Below are 19,653 nucleotides of genomic sequence, written 5' to 3'. Positions count from 1 at the left end.
TGCCCTCGGCGGAACCCGGACCGGTTCACCCTTGTTCAACGCTGCGTGCCTCGGGCAGGCAATCAGGGATAAAGCAAGATGAAGACGACGTTTTTTGCAGGGGCAGGCTTGCTGCTGACGGTTTCCGCCGGAGCGCTGGCGCAGTCGCCGCCCTCGATCAACGCCGCTCCGCCGCCGCAGCCCCCCGTCGCCCAGACGGTGCCGCCGCCGGCCGCTGCCGACATGCAGGCGGTCCTCGACGCGATGGTGACGCTGGGCGCAAAGCCGATCGAGATGCTGACCCCGGTGGAGGCGCGGCTGCAACCGACGGCAACCGACGCGGCGCGGACTGTGATGCGCAAGCAGGGCTTGTCAACCGCACCCGATCCGGCCGTGACGACCCAGGATCTCGCTTATGGCGCCGACGACATGCAATATGCGCGCATCTACAAACCCGTCGCGGCCGCAGGCGCTGCGGCGCTGCCGATAATAGTCTATTATCACGGTGGCGGTTTCGTGATCGCCGACGTCAACGTCTATGATCCGACGCCGCGCTTCCTCTCCAAGCAGTTGAACGCCATCGTCGTCTCGGTCGAATACCGCCACGCGCCCGAAGCCAAGTTCCCGGCGCAGCACGACGATGCGGCGGCGGCCTATCGCTGGGTGCTCGACAATGCCGCGGCCTGGGGCGGAGACACGGCAAAGATCGCGCTGGCGGGCGAGAGTGCCGGCGGCAATCTGGCCGTCGCCACCGCGATCTTTGCGCGCGACAACCGGCTGACCGCGCCGGTCCATATCCTGGCGGTCTATCCGATCGCCAACAGCGACATGATGCTGCCGTCCAAGCAGGATTCGGCCAAGGCAAAGCCGCTGAACACCCCGATGCTGAACTGGTTCGGCTATTATTATTCCCGGACCAAGGCCGATCAGATGGACCCGCGCGTCAACCTGGTGCGCGCCAACCTGCGCGGCCTGCCGCCCACGACCATCGTCAACGCACAGATCGACCCACTGCGGTCGGACGGAGAGACGCTGGAAAATGCGATGCGCGCGGCGGGCGACCGGGTCGAGCGGCGCACGTTCGAGGGCGTGACCCACGAATTCTTCGGCATGGGGAAGGTCGTGCGCGGTGCCTACGACGCCGAGCTCTACGCGGTCGATCGCCTCAAGACCGCATTTGGCATCCCGCGCCAGTAAAAAGTCGATCAGGAGACCATCATGAAACTCGCCATCACTACCGCCCTCATCTTTGCGGGCGCGGCGCCCGCTGCCGCGCAGGTCATGCCGCCCGCGCAATATGTGAAGAACGCCGGCGCCAGCGATCTGTACGAGATCACGTCGAGCCGCACGGTGCTCGAATCCACCGCCGACCCGAAGGTTCGCTCGTTCGCCCAGATGATGATCGCGCATCACACGAAGAGCACCGCAGCCGTGAAAGCGGCTGCCACGCGGGCAAGGGTGCGGGCGCCCAAGCCGATGCTCAACCCCGTGCAGGCCGAACTCGTCGCGCAGTTGCGGGCCGAGACGGGTACGGCGCGCGACACGACCTATATCGCGCAGCAGCGTCAGGCGCACGGGCAGGCGCTGGCGCTGCAACAGGCTTATGCCAGTGAGGGCAAGGCCGCGCCGCTGAAGGCTGCGGCCACGAAGATCGTTCCCGTGGTCAAGAGCCACATCGCGATGCTCAAGACGATGTGACCGACGCCGCGGCCCGGCGGACCGTCGGACCGCAGCAATGACTGACCTGGATCAAGTGCTTGCGTCGATGCGCATATTGTCTGGAACCGCATGCGCGTCTCGCGCGGTTCTGCCATTTATCGACACGGAGAATGCCATGACCGACAAGGTCCAGACGGATGACGCCCCGCCCACTACGTCCAAACGTGGCGGCGATGCTGGGGTAGCCCGCGCGGTGACGATCAACCGCCCGGTGGCCGAGGTTTATGCCTATTTCCGCGACTTCGCGCAGCTGCCCAGCTTCATGGAAAATGTCGTGCGGATCGACGTCCACGACGCCATCCGCTCGCACTGGGTCGTCAAGGCACCCGGCGGCAAGACCGTCGAATGGGACGCCCGCGTCACTCATGAGGAGCCGAACCGGCTGATCGCCTGGACCTCCGAAGAGGGCGCCGACGTGCCCAATTCAGGCCATGTCGTGTTCCAAGACGCCGGGTCGCGCGGCACGATCGTCACCGCCACGATCCGTTACGACCCGCCCGGCGGCGCGATCGGCAAGCTGGTCGCCAAGATGTTCCAGCGGGAACCCGCGATCCAGGCGCGCCGCGACCTGCGCCGCTTCAAGCAATTGCTCGAAACCGGTGAGATCGCCACCGCCGCGATGAACCCCGCCCAACGCGAAAGGGAGGACGCCTGATGCGCGCCTTGGCCTGGCATGGAAAGCACGACGTCCGCATGGACACCGTTCCCGATCCCGAGATCGTCAATCCGCGCGATTGCATCATCAAGGTCACCTCGACCGCGATCTGCGGGTCGGACCTCCACCTTTACGACCATTATATCCCGACGATGCAAGCGGGCGATGTACTCGGCCATGAATTCATGGGCGAAGTGGTCGAGGTCGGCGCGAAATCGACCCTGAAGAAGGGCCAGCGCGTCGTCGTGCCGTTCACGATCGCGTGCGGCAGCTGCTTCCACTGCGGCAAGCATCAATATTCGGCCTGCGAGAACGGCTTGCCCGCCGATAACCAGGACATCGCGCAGGAGGCTTACGGCCATCCGATGGCGGGATTGTTCGGCTACAGCCACATGACCGGCGGCTACGCCGGCGGCCAGGCGGAATATGTCCGCGTGCCGTTCAGCGACGTCGGCCCGATTGTCATCCCCGACGGCATCGAAGACGACAAGGTGCTGTTCCTTTCCGACATTCTGCCGACCGGTTGGCAGGCGGCGGAAAATGCGCAGATCGAGCCGGGGGATACCGTCGCGGTCTGGGGTTGTGGCCCTGTCGGCTTGTTTGCGGTGCAATCGGCGTTCCTGATGGGCGCCGAGCGCGTTATCGCGATCGACCATTTCCCGACACGCCTGGCGCTGGCCGCCAAGTTCGGCGCGGAGACGATCAACTTCGAGCAGACCGACACCTACGAAGCGCTGATGCTGATGACCGGCGGCATCGGCCCCGATGCGGTTATCGACGCGGTCGGGCTGGAGGCGCACGGCCTGTTCGTCGACAATGTCGTCGATCAGATAAAGGCGTCGACCTTCCTCGGCACCGATCGCATCCACTCGATCCGCCAGGCGATCATCGCCTGCCGCAAGGGCGGGCGGGTGTCGATGCCCGCGGTCTATGGCGGTTTCGTCGACAAGTTCCCGCTCGGCGCGTTCATGGAGAAGGGGCTGACCCTCAAGACGGGCCAGACCCACGTGCAGCATTACATGCCTGGCCTGCTGAACGCTATTCTGGAGGGCAAGATCGACACGACCTTCCTGATCTCGCACCGCATGGACCTCGAACAGGCGCCGCATGCCTATAAAATGTTCAAGGATCACCAGGATGAGTACACCAAGATCGTACTGAAGCCCGGCATGAGCGGCACGTCGGCAGCGTAGCTGGCGACGAGACCGCGATAGCCGGACGGCCTCGGCCTGCCGAGGGCCGACGACGCGGCTTTGTCGCGGCGACCCATTCAAAGGAGACAGACAGATGGCCAACAAATTCGCGATCATCACCGGCGCCTCGACCGGCATCGGTTTCGAACTGGCGACGCTCGCCGCAAAGAACGGTTACGACATTCTCGTCGCGGCAGACGAACCGCTGATCGACGCGGCGGCGGCGGACTTCAAGCAGTTCGGCACCGACGTGCAATCCGTGCAGGCCGATCTGTCGACCATCGAAGGCGTGGATCAGCTCCTCGCCGCGGCCGGCGGGAGGCAGATCGACGTGCTCTGCGCCAATGCGGGCCATGGTCTCGGCCACGCCTTCCTCGATCAGGATTTGGCGGACTGGCGCAAGGTCGTCGACCTGAACGTCATCGGCACCGCCTATACGCTGCAGAAAGTCCTGAAGCAGATGGTCGCGCGCAACGACGGCAAGGTGCTCGTGACCGGCTCGATCGCGGGCTACATCCCCGGCAGCTTCCAGGCGGTGTACAACGGCACCAAGGCGTTCGTGGACAATTTCGTCTCGGCGATCCAGAACGAGATCAAGGATGCGGACGGCGTTACCCTGACCAATCTGATGCCCGGTCCGGTGGAGACCGAATTCTTTGCGCGCGGCGGCATGCTCGATACCGATGTCGGCACCGATCCCAAGAAGAGCGACCCCGCCGACGTGGCGAAGGACGGCTGGGATGCGCTGATGGCGGGCAAGGCGTCCATCGTCTCGGGCTGGAAGAACAAGCTTCAGGTCGCGACGGCGAATGTCACCCCCAACGCGGTACTCGCGGAGCGCCATCGCAAGATGGCCGAGCCGGGCACCGCCAAGAACTGAGATATAGGTTTGGGGCGGCGCGCGGGCGTCGTCCCGAACCCTGTTGCGTATCCATCCCCCCTTGCGAACTGGCGCGGGAGCGGCGACACGCGGCTCCGGGAGGATCGGAGCCAGATGAACGATTTCGACTTCGCGTTGGGAGAGACCGCGGACATGATCCGCGACACCACGCGTCGCTTTGCCGCAGAACGCATCGCGCCACTTGCGCAGCGGATCGACGCCGAGGATTGGTTTCCGCGCGCGCTATGGCCGGAGATGGGCGCGCTCGGCCTGCACGGCATCACCGTGCCGGAGGAAAATGGCGGGCTGGGTCTCGGCTACCTCGATCACGTCGTCGCCATCGAGGAGGTCAGCCGCGCCTCCGCCTCGGTCGGCCTCAGCTACGGCGCGCATTCCAACCTGTGCGTCAACCAGATCGCGCGCTGGGCGTCCCCTGAGCAGAAAGCGAAATATCTGCCCAGGCTGGTTTCCGGTGAACACGTCGGCAGCCTCGCCATGTCCGAGGTCGGAGCGGGTTCCGACGTCGTCTCGATGAAGTTGCGCGCCGATGCCACGGGCGATGGCTATGTGCTCAACGGCACCAAATTCTGGATCACCAACGCCGCCTTTGCAGACACGCTGGTTGTGTACGCCAAGACCGGCGAAGGAAGCCGCGGCATCACCGCCTTCCTGATCGACCGCGACATGCCAGGCTTCTCGATCGGCCAGAAGATCGACAAGATGGGCATGCGCGGCAGCCCGACCGCCGAACTGGTGTTCGAAGATTGCCACGTTTCCGAAGCGCAGGTCATGGGGCCGCTGAATGGCGGCGTCGGCGTGCTGATGTCGGGGCTGGACTACGAACGCGCGGTGCTGGCCGGTATTCAGCTCGGCATCATGCAGGCATGCCTCGACGTCGTCCTCCCCTATATCCGCGAGCGTCGCCAGTTCGGGCAACCGATCGGCACGTTCCAGCTGATGCAGGCCAAGGTCGCGGACATGTACGTCGCGTTGAACAGCGCGCGCGCCTATGTCTATGCGGTCGCGCGCAGCTGCGATGCCGGCCGGACGACGCGTTTCGATGCGGCCGGCGCCATCCTGCTGGCGAGCGAGAATGCGGTGAAGGTCGCGCTCGAAGCCATCCAGGCGCTGGGCGGCGCAGGCTATACGAAGGACTGGCCTGTCGAACGCTTTCTGCGCGACGCCAAATTGCTCGACATCGGAGCCGGCACCAACGAAGTCCGCCGCATGCTGATCGGCCGCGAACTGATCGGCGCGGCCGAACGGGTGGCGCAGTGATCGCCACTCTAGTCCTCCCCGAGCTTCGCTCGGGGAGGGGGACCGCTCGCGAAGCGAGTGGTGGAGGGGCAAAGCCGCAGGCGAGACGCGTGGGGCGCTGCCCCTCCACCACGACGCTACGCGCCGCGGTCCCCCTCCCCAAGCGAGCTTGGGGAGGATCAGAAACATGACCGCCCTCGTCCTCACCACCGCGCTGTCCCCCGAAGCCGAAACCACCCGCGCCAACGCCGCCCACAACCGCGCGCTTGCCGCATCTCTCCGTGAAAAAGTCGCCATCTCGGCCCTCGGTGGCAACGAGAAGTCGCGCGAGCGCCACACCGCGCGCGGCAAATTGCTCCCGCGCGACCGCGTCGAGCGCCTGCTCGATCCCGGCAGCCCCTTCCTGGAGATCGGTCAGCTCGCCGCGAACGGCCTCTACGACGGCGAAGTCCCAGGCGCAGGGATCATCGCCGGCATCGGCCGCGTCTCGGGCCGCCAATGCATGATCGTCTGCAACGACGCGACGGTGAAGGGCGGCACCTATTACCCGCTGACCGTCAAGAAGCACTTGCGCGCGCAGGAGATCGCGCAGGAAAACCGCCTCCCCTGCATATATCTGGTCGACAGCGGCGGCGCGAACCTGCCGCACCAGTCGGAGGTCTTCCCCGACCGCGACCATTTCGGCCGCATCTTCTTCAACCAGGCCAACATGTCGGCGCTCGGCATCCCACAGATCGCCTGCGTCATGGGCAGCTGCACCGCGGGCGGCGCCTATGTGCCCGCGATGAGCGACGAGACGGTGATCGTTCGCGGGCAGGGCACCATCTTCCTCGCCGGCCCGCCGCTGGTGAAGGCCGCGACGGGAGAGGTCATCAGCGCGGAGGAACTGGGCGGCGCCGATACCCACGGCCGCCGCTCGGGCGTGGTCGATCATGTCGCCGAGAGTGACGAACATGCGCTGACGATCGTCCGCGACATCGTCTCGACGCTGGCACCTGCAAAGAAGGCCGACGTCAATCTGCGCCCCCCCCGGCCGCCCAAATTCGCCGCGGAGGACCTGTACGGCATCATCCCGCAAGACGTCCGCGCACCTTATGACGTCCACGAGATCATCGCCCGGCTGGCCGACGGGTCCGAATTCCACGAATTCAAGGCGCTGTACGGCGCGTCCTTGGTCTGCGGGTTCGCGCATATCTGGGGGATGCCGGTCGCGATCCTCGCCAACAACGGCGTGCTGTTCAGCGAAAGCGCGCAGAAGGGCGCACACTTCATCGAACTCGCGCAGCAACGCCACATCCCGCTGCTGTTCCTCCAGAACATTTCGGGCTTCATGGTCGGCGGCCGATACGAGGCGGAGGGCATCGCCAAACACGGCGCCAAGCTCGTCACGGCGGTCGCCACCGCCAGCGTCCCCAAGATCACGGTGTTGATCGGCGGCAGCTTCGGTGCGGGCAATTACGGCATGTGCGGCCGCGCCTATTCGCCGCGCTTCCTCTTTACCTGGCCCAACGCGCGGATCAGCGTGATGGGCGGCGAGCAGGCGGCCAGCGTGCTCGCCACCGTCCACCGCGACGCCGAGACGTGGACGCTGGACGAAGCCGAGGCCTTCAAGGCCCCCGTCCGCCAGAAATACGAGGACGAAGGCAACCCCTATTACGCCACCGCGCGGCTATGGGACGACGGCATCATCGACCCCGCCCAGACCCGCGATGTCCTGGGCCTGGCCCTGGCGGCCACCCTCGAAGCCCCGATCCCGGAGGCACCCCGCTTCGGGGTGTTCCGGATGTGAGGGGGCGGGTCGGCTCAGTCCTCCCCAAGCTCTGCTTGGGGAGGGGGACCGCCCGGCGCAGCCGGGTGGTGGAGGGGCAGGCGCGCTGTAGCGGCGACGACGATGGCCACAAGAACCGAGTCCAGATCGGCGTAGAGTTTACTAGCCGGTATCCGCAGCGTTGCGACACCGAACTGCCTCAACCATGCGTCGCGCTCGGCATCCCATGCGGGTGCGTCGCCGCGGTCGTGGAATGCCCCATCCACCTCAATCGCCAATCGTGCGGCGGCGCAGTAGAAATCGAGCACATACCGTCCCGCCGGATGCTGCTTGCGGAACTTCAGCCCGCCGGGACGGGACCGAAGCTCGCACCACAGTTTCACTTCGGCAGGCGACATCTCGCGGCGCAGCTTGCGCGCGCGACGCACCGTCTCACCCGGTTTCTTCGGTATCGGCATCGCCCCTCCACCACCGCGCTGCGCGCGGCGGTCCCCCTCCCCAAGCATAGCTTGGGGAGGACAGGAATGCAGCCATGATCCAGTCCCTCCTCATCGCCAATCGCGGCGAGATCGCGTGCCGGATCATCCGCACCGCGCGCCGCCTCGGCATCCGCACCGTCGCGGTCTATTCCGATGCCGACGCACAGGCGCTCCACGTCGCCCAGGCCGACGAAGCGGTCCACATCGGCGCCAGCCCCGCGCGCGAAAGCTACCTCGTCGGCGACCGCATCATCGCCGCCGCGCAGGCGACCGGGGCGCAGGCGATCCACCCCGGCTACGGCTTCCTCAGCGAAAACGCCGACTTCGCGCAGGCCGTGATCGACGCCGGCCTGATCTGGGTCGGCCCGCGCCCGGACAGCATCCGCGCGATGGGGCTGAAGGACGCCGCCAAAGCGCGGATGATCGCCGCTGGCGTTCCCGTCACTCCCGGCTATCTGGGTGAGGATCAATCCCCCGATCGCCTCGCCCGCGAGGCCGAGGCGACCGGCTATCCCGTCCTCATCAAGGCAGTTGCCGGCGGTGGCGGCAAGGGCATGCGCCGCGTCGAGGCACACGCCGATTTCGCCGACGCGCTCGCCTCCTGCCGCCGAGAAGCCGCATCGAGCTTCGGCGACGACCGCGTGCTGCTGGAAAAATACATCCTCTCGCCGCGCCACATCGAGGTGCAGGTCTTCGGCGACACCCACGGCAACCTCGTCCACCTGTTCGAGCGCGACTGCTCGCTCCAGCGCCGTCACCAGAAGGTGATCGAGGAAGCCCCCGCGCCCGGCATGGACGAAGCGACGCGCGCAGCGGTGTGCGGCGCGGCCGTGCGTGCGGCCAAGGCGGTCGATTATGTCGGCGCCGGCACGATCGAGTTCATCGCCGACGCCTCCGAAGGCCTGCGCGCCGATCGCATCTGGTTCATGGAGATGAACACCCGCCTCCAGGTCGAGCACCCGGTCACCGAGGAGATCACCGGCGTCGACCTGGTCGAATGGCAATTGCGCGTGGCAAGCGGGGAGCCGCTGCCCAGGCGGCAGGACGAACTGGCTATAAACGGCTGGGCGATGGAGGCGCGGCTGTATGCCGAAGACCCGGCGAAGGGGTTCCTGCCGAGCATCGGCAAGCTGGAAGTTTTGCGCTTCCCGCACGACGCTCGCGTCGAAACAGGAGTCGAGGAAGGTAGCGCGGTGTCGCCCTTCTACGATCCGATGATCGCCAAGCTGATCGTTCACGCGCCAGAGCGAGAGGCTGCAGCGGCGGCGTTGTCTCACGCATGCGCCCAAGTTCGTTGCGCACCGGTGAGTAGCAATGCATGGTTCTTGTACAGGCTGCTCGGCACGGAGGCATTTACGACCGCCGCGATCACGACGGGAACAATCGACGCGCTAGGAGACGCGCTCGTTGCACGCCCGCAGCCGAGCACCGACCTTCTTCAAGCGGCCGCCCAGGGAGCACTGTGGCGCCATGTGGTCGCCGATGACACGGAGTCGATGCGCGGCCTGTTCGGCTTCCGTCTGAACGCCAATCCGGTGCGTTCGGCTCTCTTATCAATCGATGGCGAAGCCCGCGCGGTTTCGATCGACTTTGCTGCGTCCGAACGATTCTGGGATCGGCCGTTCTGGTCCCACCAAGCGGATCGGTATTTTGAAGACGGGGCGGTCTTCACCATAGAGCCATTCCGAACAGCAGTTTCGGCGGTAGGCGCTGCCGCCGACGGCGCGATCCTCGCTCCCATGCCGGGCCGCGTCATCGCAGTTGACGTTGCGAAGGGCGACCATGTCGCCAAGGGTCAGAAGCTGGTCACCCTCGAAGCCATGAAGATGGAACACGCGCTTGTCGCGCCGTTCGACGGCATCGTCGCGGAATTGAACGCCACCGAAGGCGCTCAGGTGGTCGAGGGGACGACGCTGGTGCAGGTGGATCGAAGTCAGGGATAGTCGCCCTCACCCTTCCCACTCGGCTACGCCGAGCGGGCCCCTTCCCTCTCCCGGCGGGAGAGGGAAGGAGCGCCGAAGGCGCGGAAGGGTGAGGGCGATGACAAGGAGACGAACTATGCCGGGCCGCCACTATGACCAATGGACCGTCGGCGACACGCTGGCCCACGATATCCGTCGCACGGTCACCGAAACGGACAATCTGCTGTTCAGCGTCATGACCCACAATCCGCAGCCGCTGCACATCGACGCGGAGGCCGCCGCGGCGAGTGAGTTCGGCCGTATCCTCGTCAACGGCACCTTCACCTTCGCGCTGATGGTCGGGCTGTCGGTCGGCGACACCACGCTCGGCACGCTCGTCGCCAACTTGGGCTACGACAAGCTGGTGATGCCCAACCCGGTCTTCATCGGCGACACGATGCGCGCAGAGACCGAAGTGGTCGAACTGCGCGACAGCCGCTCTCGTCCGAACGCCGGGCTGGTTACCTTCCGCCACCGCCTGAAGAACCAGCGCGGTCAGATCGTCTGCGAATGCCTGCGCACCGCCTTGCTCGCGCGCTCGGCGCCGGTCGCGGCATGAAGACCGTCCTCGCCGCCCTCCTCGGCCTCCTCGCCACCCCCGCCGCCGCGCAATCCGTCCGCCCGCGAACGATCCTCTTCATCGGCAACAGCTTCACCCAGGGCGCGCTGTCCCCGGTTCGCCGCTACCGGCCCGAAACCGTCACCGACCTGACGCGCGAAGGGCAGGGCGGTGTGCCGGCATTGTTCAAGACCTTTGCCGAGCAAGCGGGGCTGTCCTACGCCGTCAGCCTGGAGACTCAGGGTGGGCGGACGCTCGGCTTCCACTACGACCAGCGGCGACAGCTGTTCGCGCGCGCGTGGGACGTGGTCGTGCTTCAGGAATACAGCACGCTCGACCCCGAACGGCCGGGCGACGCCACTGCCTATCAGCGAGACGCGGTGCGGCTTGCGCAGTTTTTCACCCGCGCCAACCCCGCCGTCGATGTCGAACTCGTCGCCACCTGGACCCGCGCCGATCTCACCTATCGCCCCGGCAGCCCGTGGTCGGGCCGCCCGGTCGGGGCGATGGCGAGCGATCTTGCGGCGGCGGCCCGCACGGTTCGCGCCGCCTCCCCCGACATCGACGGTGTCATCGCCGTAGGTGAGGCATGGAACCGCGCCTTCGCCCAGCGGATAGCCGACGCGAACCCCTATGACGGCATAGGCTTCGGCCAGGTCGATCTCTGGGCGCACGACCAATATCACGCCAGCGTCCACGGCTATTATCTCGAAGCGCTGATGATCTTCGGCAAGGTGACCGGCGTCGATCCACGCTCGCTGGGCGAGCGCGAGCGCGCCGCCGAAGACCTCGGCATCGCGCCGACCGTCGCGGTGGCACTCCAACGTATCGCCGCTGAGCAACTCGCCGCCGGCGCCGATCAACGCGCCAGCCGCTCCTCGGTCGCGGTGAAGGCGGAACTGCCGGCGCCGGCCGGAACATCGGTCGCGAAATACGCGACCCCCGTACCCCGCGCGCGGTCGACCCAAAGTCCCGAGCGCAAGCCATAGGCTTCGCCCGCATGGCCCAGCCGCTGTCGCCCATCCCCGAACAGATCGTCGCGGCACCCCGCCGCCTTGGTCGCCAGGAACATCACCGCCAGCCCGTAACGGCAATTCAGCCCCTGTTCGGTCTCGCCATTGCGCCCGTCGAACGTCCACGACGGCTGCTCCAGCATCCTGGCCGACCGTGGCGTCAGCAACCGGACGCCATCCACCTTGCCGCGCCCCAGCAGCAACCGCCCTATCGTCGCCAGCCCCCGCGCCGAGATGCGCAGGCCCCCTTGCGGAGAGAAGGTCGCGCCGTTCCATCCGGCCCGCCAGGTGCCCAGGTCGCAGCCGCCATCGCGTGTCGGTTGGACCGGGCAGGCCGGGACGCCGCCGCGATGATCGTCACGCACCGCGACGCCGTCGCGGTACAGCACCACCGCGCGCGATGCCGTGGCATCCGTACAGGCCGCCCAGTTGAAGCAGGCATCCAGCTTCAGCGGCGCCAGCACCAGCCGCTGCATCGCCAGGTCGAACCGCTCGCCGGTCGCCCGCTCGACCACGCTCGCGATCACCGGATAGCCGATGTTGGCGTAGCGAAAGTATTTGCCCGTCGCATGCGCATCGTCCCAGACCTTGGGATCGCCCAGCGCCTCTCGCAGGCTCACGTCCAGTGGCAGGACATAGTCGATGCCGTCGATCAGGCCGGAGCGGTGCGACAGCAGCAGCCGCAGGGTGATCGGCACGCCGGGATGCGCGGGATTGCGCAGGGGCCACCCGAGCAGCACAGACACGTCCGCATCCAGGTCGAGCCGCCGCTGCTCGACGAGCCGCATCACCGCGATGGCGACGACCAGCTTGGAAATCGACGCGACCCGCACCGGATCGTCGGCGGTAACCGCACGCCGCGCCGCCAGATCGGCGTAGCCCGATGCGGCGATCGCGGTGACGCCGCGCCGGTCGAACGCCACCCGCACCGCCGCGACGGGCTGCGCCGCGGCCAGCAGGGCGAGCGCGATCAGAACTTGGTGTCCACCGATATAGTGAACGAACGGCCGCGGGGATCGGCGACGCGCGGCTCCCACGAACTGCCGGCGCCCGTGTTGCTGTCATAGGTGATGGCGAACGGCGGATCCTTGTCGAACAGGTTCCTGACGCCCGCGATCAGCGTCATCCGATCGGCGATCCGCGTACTGACGGACGCATGATAGATGATGTATGGCTTCACCCGCTCGTTGAAATCGGGGCGCACCACCGTGCCGTTGGCGATGCCCGGCAGCGCCTGGTTCGTGTAGCCGGCGCGATAGATCTGGGTGAGGCTGAACACATAGTCGCCGATCGCATAGGTGGCGAAGGCGGTGTGCTTCCAGCGCAGCCCCAGGTCGCCGGCAAAACTGAAGATGCCGATCTGGCTGGGTCCGTAAGGCGCCGCCGGCAGGAACTTCTCGCGCTTCTTGAGCAGCAACGTCCCGTCGATCCCGACCGAGAGCAGCCCCGTGCCCACGTCGATGCCGCCTCGCCCAGAGACTTCCAACCCTTGCGTCCGCCGCGAGCCGGTATTGGCAGAGCGCAGGTCGGCACCCACGATCGTACCCGTTCCGCCCTGATCGCGGATCAGCCGCTCGGGAAAGAATTGCGCATTCTCGAGCAATTGGCGCAGCGTCAGCGCACCGATGACGTCGTCGACGTTGATAGACCAGAAATCGACCGAAGCGCTGAACCGTGCAGAGGGCTGAACGACGACGCCGCCGCTGAACTGTTTCGACGTCTCCGGCCCCAGGTTCAGGTTGCCGCCGCTCAGCGTGTCCGGCGTGATCGCCGCGCAACCGGGAATGGCAGGGTTGACCGCGCCGGTGGGACAGCGCGTCGGATCGACCAGCGTGTTCCCGGGGTTGGGCGAGACCGTCGTGCCGTTGAAGATCTGGTTGAACGCGGGCACGCGGAACCCGGTGTTGTACGATCCGCGGAACAGCAGCCAGTCGGCCGGCCGATATTTTGCCGCCAGCTTGGGATTATAGGTTCGGCCGAAGCCGGTGTAATCGTCGACGCGGCCCGCGGCGGTGAAGTCGAACCCTTCGAACACCGGGATCAGGATTTCGGCATAGGCCGCCTTTACGTCGCGGTTCACGCGGGCGAGCGCGTTCACATTGTCGAAGGCGGCGTTGAAGATGTCGGGCGCGGCCAGGGTCGCTGAGGACGATCCGTTGAAGCTATAGATTTCCCGCCGGTAATCCACGCCGATCGCCGCCTGCACCATGCCGCCGGGCAGACGAAAGAGCGGGCCGGAGATCGACCCGTCGAACTGCGTGACCTCGTACTTGCCGCCGTACAGCGTGGCACCGCGTGCCGAAACCGATTCCAGGGCGGCGAGGCCCGCATCCGTCTGGGTCAGCGAAAATGGGTTGAGGAGTCCCGCGTTCAGGACGCCGACCAGCCCCGGCTGCGTCGCCCCGGGGGCGGTCGGCGCACGCCGGTCCGGCCCGCCGTTGACCGCGCCCGCGATGCCGGAACCGGTCGCCGCGGCCGCGCCGTTGAACGTGCCGCGGTAATAATAACCGCTGCCCAGCACCGAGGAGGATTCGCTGCGCGCATAGGAAGCGCCCGCGCGATAGTCCCAGCCCCCGCCCAGCGGCCCGTCGGCTCCCACCGCCGCGCGCAGCGTCGTGGTGTCGGTCACATATTCGCGCGGCCCGCACGCGATGCAGCGCCAGCGATACGCGATCGGCTTGCCGTAATTCGCGGCCACCCCGGGAAACACTGCCGCAATGCGAGAATATACGTCGTTGTAGGTCGCCGCGGTCAGTGCGTTCAGCGGATAGGCGACCGCCAGGCTGGTATTGTTGCCCGTGATCTGATTTTCCGAGAAGCGCTTGGCCGACGATGCGTCTGATCCCGTCACCTCGGCAAAGAGTTCGTGGCTGCCGAGCTTGACCGTGCCGCGCGTGTAATAGGTAAGCGTCTCCAGCGGCTGCTGGATGACCGCTGCACGCCCGGTGTCATAGGAGCAGGCGTACAGCGCGCCCGGCACCGCCCACAATTGCTCGTCATAGGCAAGACCGCCTTCCATCGTCGAACATCCCGCGCCGCCCGGCAGATCTAGGATGTTGATGCCGCCGTTCGCCATCACGCTGGTGCCCGGCACTGTCAGATTAGCGCCGCTCAGCAACGTCCCCGTGGGCGTGATCGACCCCGGCACCGTCGATCCGGCTGTCGGGAACGCCGTCGCGATCGGCGTGCCACGGGTGTCGATCGACAGGCCGCGGTTCGGCTGGTTGCCGTTGACGAAGTCGCGATCCGATCCATTCAGCACGCCGTTCCAGCTCTTGCTGACCGCGCCCATGATGTTGAAACCGTCCTCACGCAGATCGCCGAAGCCTGCGGTCGCGGACAGCCGATAGATCGGGCTGTCGCCTTGCTGGGTGATGTCGGTGAAGCCGTTCAGCGCCAGGCCGGTGAAATCCTTCTTGGTGATGAAGTTGATGACCCCGCCGATCGCGTCGGTGCCGTAGATCGCCGACGCGCCATCCTTCAGCACCTCGACCCGCTCGATCGCCGCAAACGGGATCTGGTTGACGTCCACCGCCGACCCGCTGAGTCCGTGCGCGGCCACCCGCCGGCCGTTCAGCAGGACCAGGGTCGATGCGCTGCCCTGGCCGCGCAGGTTCGCCGACGACAGCCCGTTGGTGCCGCGCTGCGCGCCCGAGGTCACGTCGGCGTTGGAGGCGAGGTTGTCTGCCCCGCTGCCGTTGGTGCTCAGGAACATGATGAGTTGCTCGGGGCTGCTGATCCCGTTGCGTTGAATCTCCTGCGTCGTGATGATCTGCAACGGCAGGGCGCTGTTGTTCGGATCCTGCCTAATCCGCGACCCGGTGACCAGGATCTCGCCCGATTCGTCCGCACGGTCGCTCTCGGCGGCACTGGTCACAGGGCTGGCCGCGCCGGTGGGCGTCGCCGCTTCGCGCGTGGTCTGCGCATCGACCGGCGCATTCTGCGCGGCGGCTGCACCGCAGACGAGCATCGCGATCGCCGATCCGGACGGAAGCAGCCGCAGCACGGACATGGACTTGCGCATTGTATCTGGAACCCCCTTGGCTCGCCTCCCCAGGCGACTGCGGCAATTAGCAACGAAAGTGTCATCCAAGGCTAGTGGCAATCTGCCGCACTGCAAAAAATATCCGTGCGTCATGGAGTTGACGCGGGGCGTGGCCCGCCCGACGCTGCCGATCCATTCATTGGAGAAGCCCTTGTCCGCACCGCCGATGACCGCCCAGGCAGTGGTGACCGCGGATCGCGCGCGCCATGGTGCTGCACGCCTCGCGCTGTTCGGTCTGCTGGGCTTTTCGGCGGGACTGCCGTTCTACATGTTCTCGACCGTGCTCGCGCTTCGGCTGGCGGAGCATGGCGTCGCGTTGGCGGTGATCGGCTTCTTTGCCTGGGTGCAATTGCTGCCGACATGCAAGTTCCTCTGGGCGCCGCTGCTCGATCGCTTCGGCGTGCCGGGGTTCGCGCGCTTCTGGGGGAAGCGGCGCGGGTGGATCATGCTGGCGCAGCTCGGCATTGCATCCGCGACCGCGGCGATGGCGCTGACCGCGGACGATCGCAGCCTGGGCGTGACCGCGCTCTTTGCGGTGCTGCTCGCGTTCTGGACGACGACGCTGGAGGTCGCGGCCGACGCCTGGCGCATCGAACTCGCGCCGACCGCGGACGAACAGGGTCCGATCGTCGCTGCCAATCTGTGGGGCTACCGCAGCGCGATGGTCGCGGCCGGGAGCGGCGCGCTGCTCGTCGCCGACGCGGCCGGGTGGAGCGCCGCATATTGGCTGATCGCCGCGGCGGCGTTGGCACCGTTCCCGCTGCTCGTCGCGATGCGCGGCCAACCGGGTGGGCAGGCAAACAGGGCGGCCGCGTTCTTCGAGGGGCTGCTCGCCAGTGCGGCAATCCTGGGCGCCGCGCTGGGGATCGTCGCGACCGTCGGATCGGCCTCGCTCGCCGGCGCCGCCCGATTGGGAATAGACGGCAACGCGAACGTCACGCCCTATGTGCTGGCGATCTGCCTGCTGCCCTTCCTCGCCATGGCGGCAGCACTGCCGCGGATCAGGCGGGCAGGGCCGGCGTCGCGGCTGCGCACTTCGGTCGCGATCGGGCCGTATGTCGATTTTTTCTGGCGGTACGGCACCGCCGCGCTGGTGCTGATGGCGTTCGTCTCGCTCTATCGTATGGGCGATGTGCTGGCGCTCAACCTGTCGAAGCCGATGATACGAGACCTGGGTTATTCGCTCAGCCAGATCGGTCGCGCCGACAGCGTGGTCGCATTGGTGGCGAGCATGGCCGGCGTGGGCATCGGGGGGTGGATCGTCACCCGCTGGTCACAGGGGTGGACCTTGGCAGCCGGAGCGATCTTTGCGGCGATCGGCAATTTCGGCTTCGTCTGGCTGGCCCACCGCCCGTCGGATGAAGCGGCGCTTTACCTCGCCACCGCCGCCGATCAGTTCGGCAACGGCATGGCGGGGGCGGTGTTCGTCGTGTACCTGTCCATGCTCGTCAACCCGCGTTATCCGGGGGCGCAGTACGCGTTTCTATCCGGCTTCGCCTTTCTGCTGCCCCGGCTGCTGTCGGGCGCGGGCGGTACGATCGTCGAACGGCTGGACCGCGCGGGCTTCGCAGGGTTCGACCTGTTCTTCCTGGGCTCGGGCGTCGTCAGCCTCGCGGCCATCGCCTTCCTGCCCGCGTTGATGCGGATCAGGCCACGGGAGGACGAACGATGATCGAGGATGTGGCGGACATAGCCTTCGCCCCCGCCTTGGCAGCGATTGCTGACGGCCGCATTCCCGGCGCGACGCTGGGCATCTTTACGCGCGACGGCGCCAGCGCGGTGCGGGTAGCGGGCATGGCTGCGCTGATCCCAGACCCAGAGCCGCTGACGCCGGATCACTGGTTCGATCTCGCCTCGCTCACCAAGGTGATCGCGACGACGACGATGATCCTGCACCTTGCAGACCAGGGGCGGCTCGATCTCGATCGCCCGCTGACCGACGCCATTCCCGACTTGCGCCAATATGACGTCGACGGCGCACCGGAGCGCCGCCTGACCTTCCGCGACTGCCTCACCCACGCCACGCACCTGCCCGCGGTCGAACCGATCTACACCTACGGCGGCGACCCCGCCCGGCTGCGTGCCTTCGTGCTCCAGCGCGCATGGACGGGCGGCCCGCCCGTCTATTCGGACATCAACTTCATCCTGCTCGGCATCGCGATCGAGCGGATCACCGGCGCCGGGCTTGATGCCTGGCCGATGCCTCCGGGCCTGTCGTTCACCCCTGCCGGACCTGCGGTGGCGACCGAAGCCTGTACGTGGCGCGGAAGAATACTGAAGGGCGAGGTGCATGACGAGAACGCCTTTGCCTTAGGCGGTGCGGCGGGACACGCCGGGCTGTTCGGCACCGTCGCGGGCGTGCTCGGCTTTGCCCGGGGCCTGCTCGACGGCAGCGGCGCTTCGTCCGCGATGCTGGCCGCCATCCGGACCGCCACCAACGGTCACCGCACGGCAGGGTGGGAGCGGCGCTTCCCCGGCTGGCACGGCGGGGACGCATGTTCGGGCGAGACGATCGGCCATACCGGCTTCACCGGCACCGGGCTGTGGATAGACTTCGAGCGCGGTCTCGCCTGGACGCTGCTCACCAACCGCGTCCACCCGACCCGCCACCGTGACAGCGGCATCTTCGCGCTGCGCCCCGCCACCGGCGACGCGCTCATTGCAGCGTTCAGTTCTCCGCGGCGATGAGGAGCAGTGCGGCATCCACCGTCGCGCTTGCCGGCGCGTCCTCGGGCATGTCGCCCGCAAAGGTGGCGAATACCAGCGTCCGCCCGCTGGCGGCGACGAGAAAACCCGACAGAGCCGAAGCGGCGTTGAGCGTGCCCGTCTTGGCGAAGACCTTGCCCGCCAGCGCGGTGCCCGCGAAGCGCCGTCGCAGCGATCCGTCCACGCCCCCGATCGGCAACGTCGCGCGATAGGTCGCGCCCCAGGGCTGCGTCTGCGTCCAGCGCAGGAAGCGCACCACGCCGCGCGGCGACACCCGGTTGTAGCTCGACATCCCCGATCCGTCGGCCAGATCGTAGCGCCACCGCTCAACCCCCGCCGCATCCAGCATCCCCCGCACCGCCGCCTGCCCGTCGGCGATCGAGCCCGATCCCGCGACCAGCCCGATCCGGCGCAGCAACAGTTCGGCGTGGACGTTCTGGCTGACCTTGTTCGTCGGCGTCAGGTCGTCGATGAGCGGCGGCGCGATGAGGCGAGCGAGCGCCTCTGCACGCGGTGGGCGGGCAGGGGGCGCGGTTCCCCGAATGGCCGGATCGTCGGCCGGCGACAAAGCGCGATGCCGTACCGACACGCCGCCGGTAACGCGCACGCCCCGCGCCACCAGCATCCCTCGCAACCGCCAGCCGGCATAATGCGCAGGATCGTCGATCCCGACGCGCAACATTGTGGGTTCGGCACCGACGCGGATCGTCCCCTCCACGCGTATCACGTCGCCGCCGGGAGCACGATCGTAGCGCAAGTCCGTCCTGCCCGTCGTCGTCGTGGTGCGGTTGTCGATGCGATAATAACGCAGCGTGTCGATCGTGGGCACGCTACCCGCCGCGACGCCGGGGCTCACGCGCAAGACCAGTTCGTTGTCGTCCAGCGTGAGCGCCGAGATGCCGGTCCCCGATCGCGTCGGCATGTTGTTCCAGCTCATCCCCGGGCTCCATCGTTCGTCGGGGAAGGCGGTGTCGTCGCCGATCACGTGGCGCACGACGCGGGCCTTCGCCGCCACCGCGTCCGCCAACGCCGCAAGGCAGTCGCGCACGCAATCCGCCGCGCTCGACAGCCGCGCGTCGCCGTGACCCTCTACGATCACGTCCGGCGGCCCTCTATGGTCGCGATCGAGCCGCACGGCAGCACCGCCGTCCGCATCGTCACGCATGACGTCGCCCAGCGCTGCGAACGCGGCTGCGGTCGTGAACAGCTTGGTGTTGGATGCGGGTACGAAGCGATCGTCCGGCGCGATCGCGACGATCTCGCGTCCGTTCATATCCGCCACGACCAGCCCGAACCGCGTCCCCGAACCTTGCGCCCGCAGAATCGCAGCGACGCGTTCCGTCAGCGGCGTATCGGCATGGGCCGGCACCGCAATGGCGACCAGCATCAGGGCCAACGCGCGGAAGTGTCTTGTCGCCATCCGCCAAGCCTAACGCGCC

Annotated in this window: 15 protein-coding genes and 1 pseudogene; 12 read left to right on the top strand and 4 right to left on the bottom strand. The window is 67.2% G+C overall.

Annotation, left to right across the window (positions count from 1 at the left end):
* Positions 1 to 78: 78 nt before the first annotated feature.
* The 7 genes from VF643_RS01475 to VF643_RS01445 all read left to right on the top strand — a co-directional run bounded on the left by VF643_RS01475 (position 79) and on the right by VF643_RS01445 (position 7,472).
* Positions 79 to 1,176 carry an alpha/beta hydrolase gene (locus VF643_RS01475; RefSeq protein ID WP_331041586.1) on the top strand — a complete coding sequence of 366 codons (1,098 nt, stop codon included), beginning with the start codon at positions 79 to 81 and terminating at the stop codon, positions 1,174 to 1,176.
* A 21-nt stretch (positions 1,177 to 1,197) separates the two neighbouring features.
* Positions 1,198 to 1,677, top strand: a complete 480-nt coding sequence (locus tag VF643_RS01470) for a DUF4142 domain-containing protein (RefSeq protein ID WP_331041585.1) — start codon at positions 1,198 to 1,200, stop codon at positions 1,675 to 1,677.
* A 136-nt stretch (positions 1,678 to 1,813) separates the two neighbouring features.
* Positions 1,814 to 2,353, top strand: coding sequence for an SRPBCC family protein (locus VF643_RS01465; protein WP_331041584.1), 540 nt, complete (start codon positions 1,814 to 1,816; stop codon positions 2,351 to 2,353).
* Entirely contained in the window at positions 2,353 to 3,546 is a 1,194-nt protein-coding gene (locus VF643_RS01460) for a zinc-dependent alcohol dehydrogenase (protein ID WP_331041583.1), read from the top strand. The genes VF643_RS01465 and VF643_RS01460 overlap by 1 nt, the downstream gene beginning before the upstream one ends.
* Before the next feature lie 94 nt (positions 3,547 to 3,640).
* Complete coding sequence (locus VF643_RS01455) at positions 3,641 to 4,426, top strand: SDR family NAD(P)-dependent oxidoreductase (RefSeq protein WP_331041582.1); 786 nt, start codon at positions 3,641 to 3,643, stop codon at positions 4,424 to 4,426.
* A 114-nt stretch (positions 4,427 to 4,540) separates the two neighbouring features.
* Positions 4,541 to 5,704, top strand: a complete 1,164-nt coding sequence (locus VF643_RS01450; RefSeq protein WP_331041581.1) for an isovaleryl-CoA dehydrogenase — start codon at positions 4,541 to 4,543, stop codon at positions 5,702 to 5,704.
* A 166-nt stretch (positions 5,705 to 5,870) separates the two neighbouring features.
* Positions 5,871 to 7,472, top strand: coding sequence for a carboxyl transferase domain-containing protein (locus VF643_RS01445; RefSeq protein WP_331041580.1), 1,602 nt, complete (start codon positions 5,871 to 5,873; stop codon positions 7,470 to 7,472).
* A 14-nt stretch (positions 7,473 to 7,486) separates the two neighbouring features.
* On the opposite strand, the gene VF643_RS01440 is transcribed toward VF643_RS01445, so the two are convergent.
* Positions 7,487 to 7,909: an endonuclease domain-containing protein gene (locus tag VF643_RS01440; RefSeq protein ID WP_331041579.1), complete on the bottom strand. Its 423-nt coding sequence runs from the start codon at positions 7,907 to 7,909 to the stop codon at positions 7,487 to 7,489.
* A 74-nt stretch (positions 7,910 to 7,983) separates the two neighbouring features.
* Here VF643_RS01440 and VF643_RS01435 point away from each other — a divergent pair, with 74 nt between their 5' ends.
* From VF643_RS01435 to VF643_RS01425, 3 genes are all read left to right on the top strand, one after another.
* Positions 7,984 to 9,873, top strand: a complete 1,890-nt coding sequence (locus VF643_RS01435) for an acetyl/propionyl/methylcrotonyl-CoA carboxylase subunit alpha (RefSeq protein ID WP_331041578.1) — start codon at positions 7,984 to 7,986, stop codon at positions 9,871 to 9,873.
* Between the two features lie 115 nt (positions 9,874 to 9,988).
* A complete protein-coding gene (locus VF643_RS01430) occupies positions 9,989 to 10,450 on the top strand; it encodes a MaoC family dehydratase (RefSeq protein ID WP_331041577.1) in 462 nt (153 codons plus the stop codon).
* Positions 10,447 to 11,439, top strand: a complete 993-nt coding sequence (locus VF643_RS01425; protein WP_331041576.1) for a PEP-CTERM sorting domain-containing protein — start codon at positions 10,447 to 10,449, stop codon at positions 11,437 to 11,439. Before VF643_RS01430 ends, VF643_RS01425 begins: the two co-directional genes overlap by 4 nt.
* On the opposite strand, the pseudogene VF643_RS01420 reads toward VF643_RS01425, so the two are convergent.
* Both VF643_RS01420 and VF643_RS01415 read right to left on the bottom strand, forming a co-directional pair.
* Positions 11,421 to 12,386 (bottom strand): annotated as a pseudogene (locus VF643_RS01420) (serine hydrolase domain-containing protein); the annotation flags it as partial. The gene VF643_RS01425 and the pseudogene VF643_RS01420 sit on opposite strands and share 19 nt — an antisense overlap.
* Positions 12,387 to 12,433: 47 nt before the next feature.
* On the bottom strand, positions 12,434 to 15,487 hold the full coding sequence (locus VF643_RS01415) for a TonB-dependent receptor domain-containing protein (protein ID WP_331041575.1): 3,054 nt from the start codon (positions 15,485 to 15,487) through the stop codon (positions 12,434 to 12,436).
* A 172-nt stretch (positions 15,488 to 15,659) separates the two neighbouring features.
* On the opposite strand from VF643_RS01415, the gene VF643_RS01410 reads away from it, so the two are divergent.
* Together VF643_RS01410 and VF643_RS01405 are read left to right on the top strand one after the other, a co-directional pair.
* Positions 15,660 to 17,180: a permease gene (locus VF643_RS01410; protein WP_331041574.1), complete on the top strand. Its 1,521-nt coding sequence runs from the start codon at positions 15,660 to 15,662 to the stop codon at positions 17,178 to 17,180.
* Positions 17,177 to 18,196: a serine hydrolase domain-containing protein gene (locus VF643_RS01405; RefSeq protein ID WP_331041573.1), complete on the top strand. Its 1,020-nt coding sequence runs from the start codon at positions 17,177 to 17,179 to the stop codon at positions 18,194 to 18,196. Before VF643_RS01410 ends, VF643_RS01405 begins: the two co-directional genes overlap by 4 nt.
* On the opposite strand, the gene dacB is transcribed toward VF643_RS01405, so the two are convergent.
* The gene (gene dacB / locus VF643_RS01400; protein ID WP_331041572.1) at positions 18,177 to 19,634 is read right to left on the bottom strand and encodes a D-alanyl-D-alanine carboxypeptidase/D-alanyl-D-alanine endopeptidase; all 1,458 of its coding nucleotides are present in this window, start codon (positions 19,632 to 19,634) and stop codon (positions 18,177 to 18,179) included. The two genes, VF643_RS01405 and dacB, sit on opposite strands and share 20 nt — an antisense overlap.
* Positions 19,635 to 19,653 lie beyond the last annotated feature (19 nt).

Origin of the sequence: Sphingomonas sp., assembly GCF_036387595.1 — a bacterium.
Classification (GTDB): Bacteria; Pseudomonadota; Alphaproteobacteria; order Sphingomonadales; family Sphingomonadaceae; genus Sphingomonas.
This window is presented reverse-complemented; position numbering and strand designations above follow the sequence as displayed.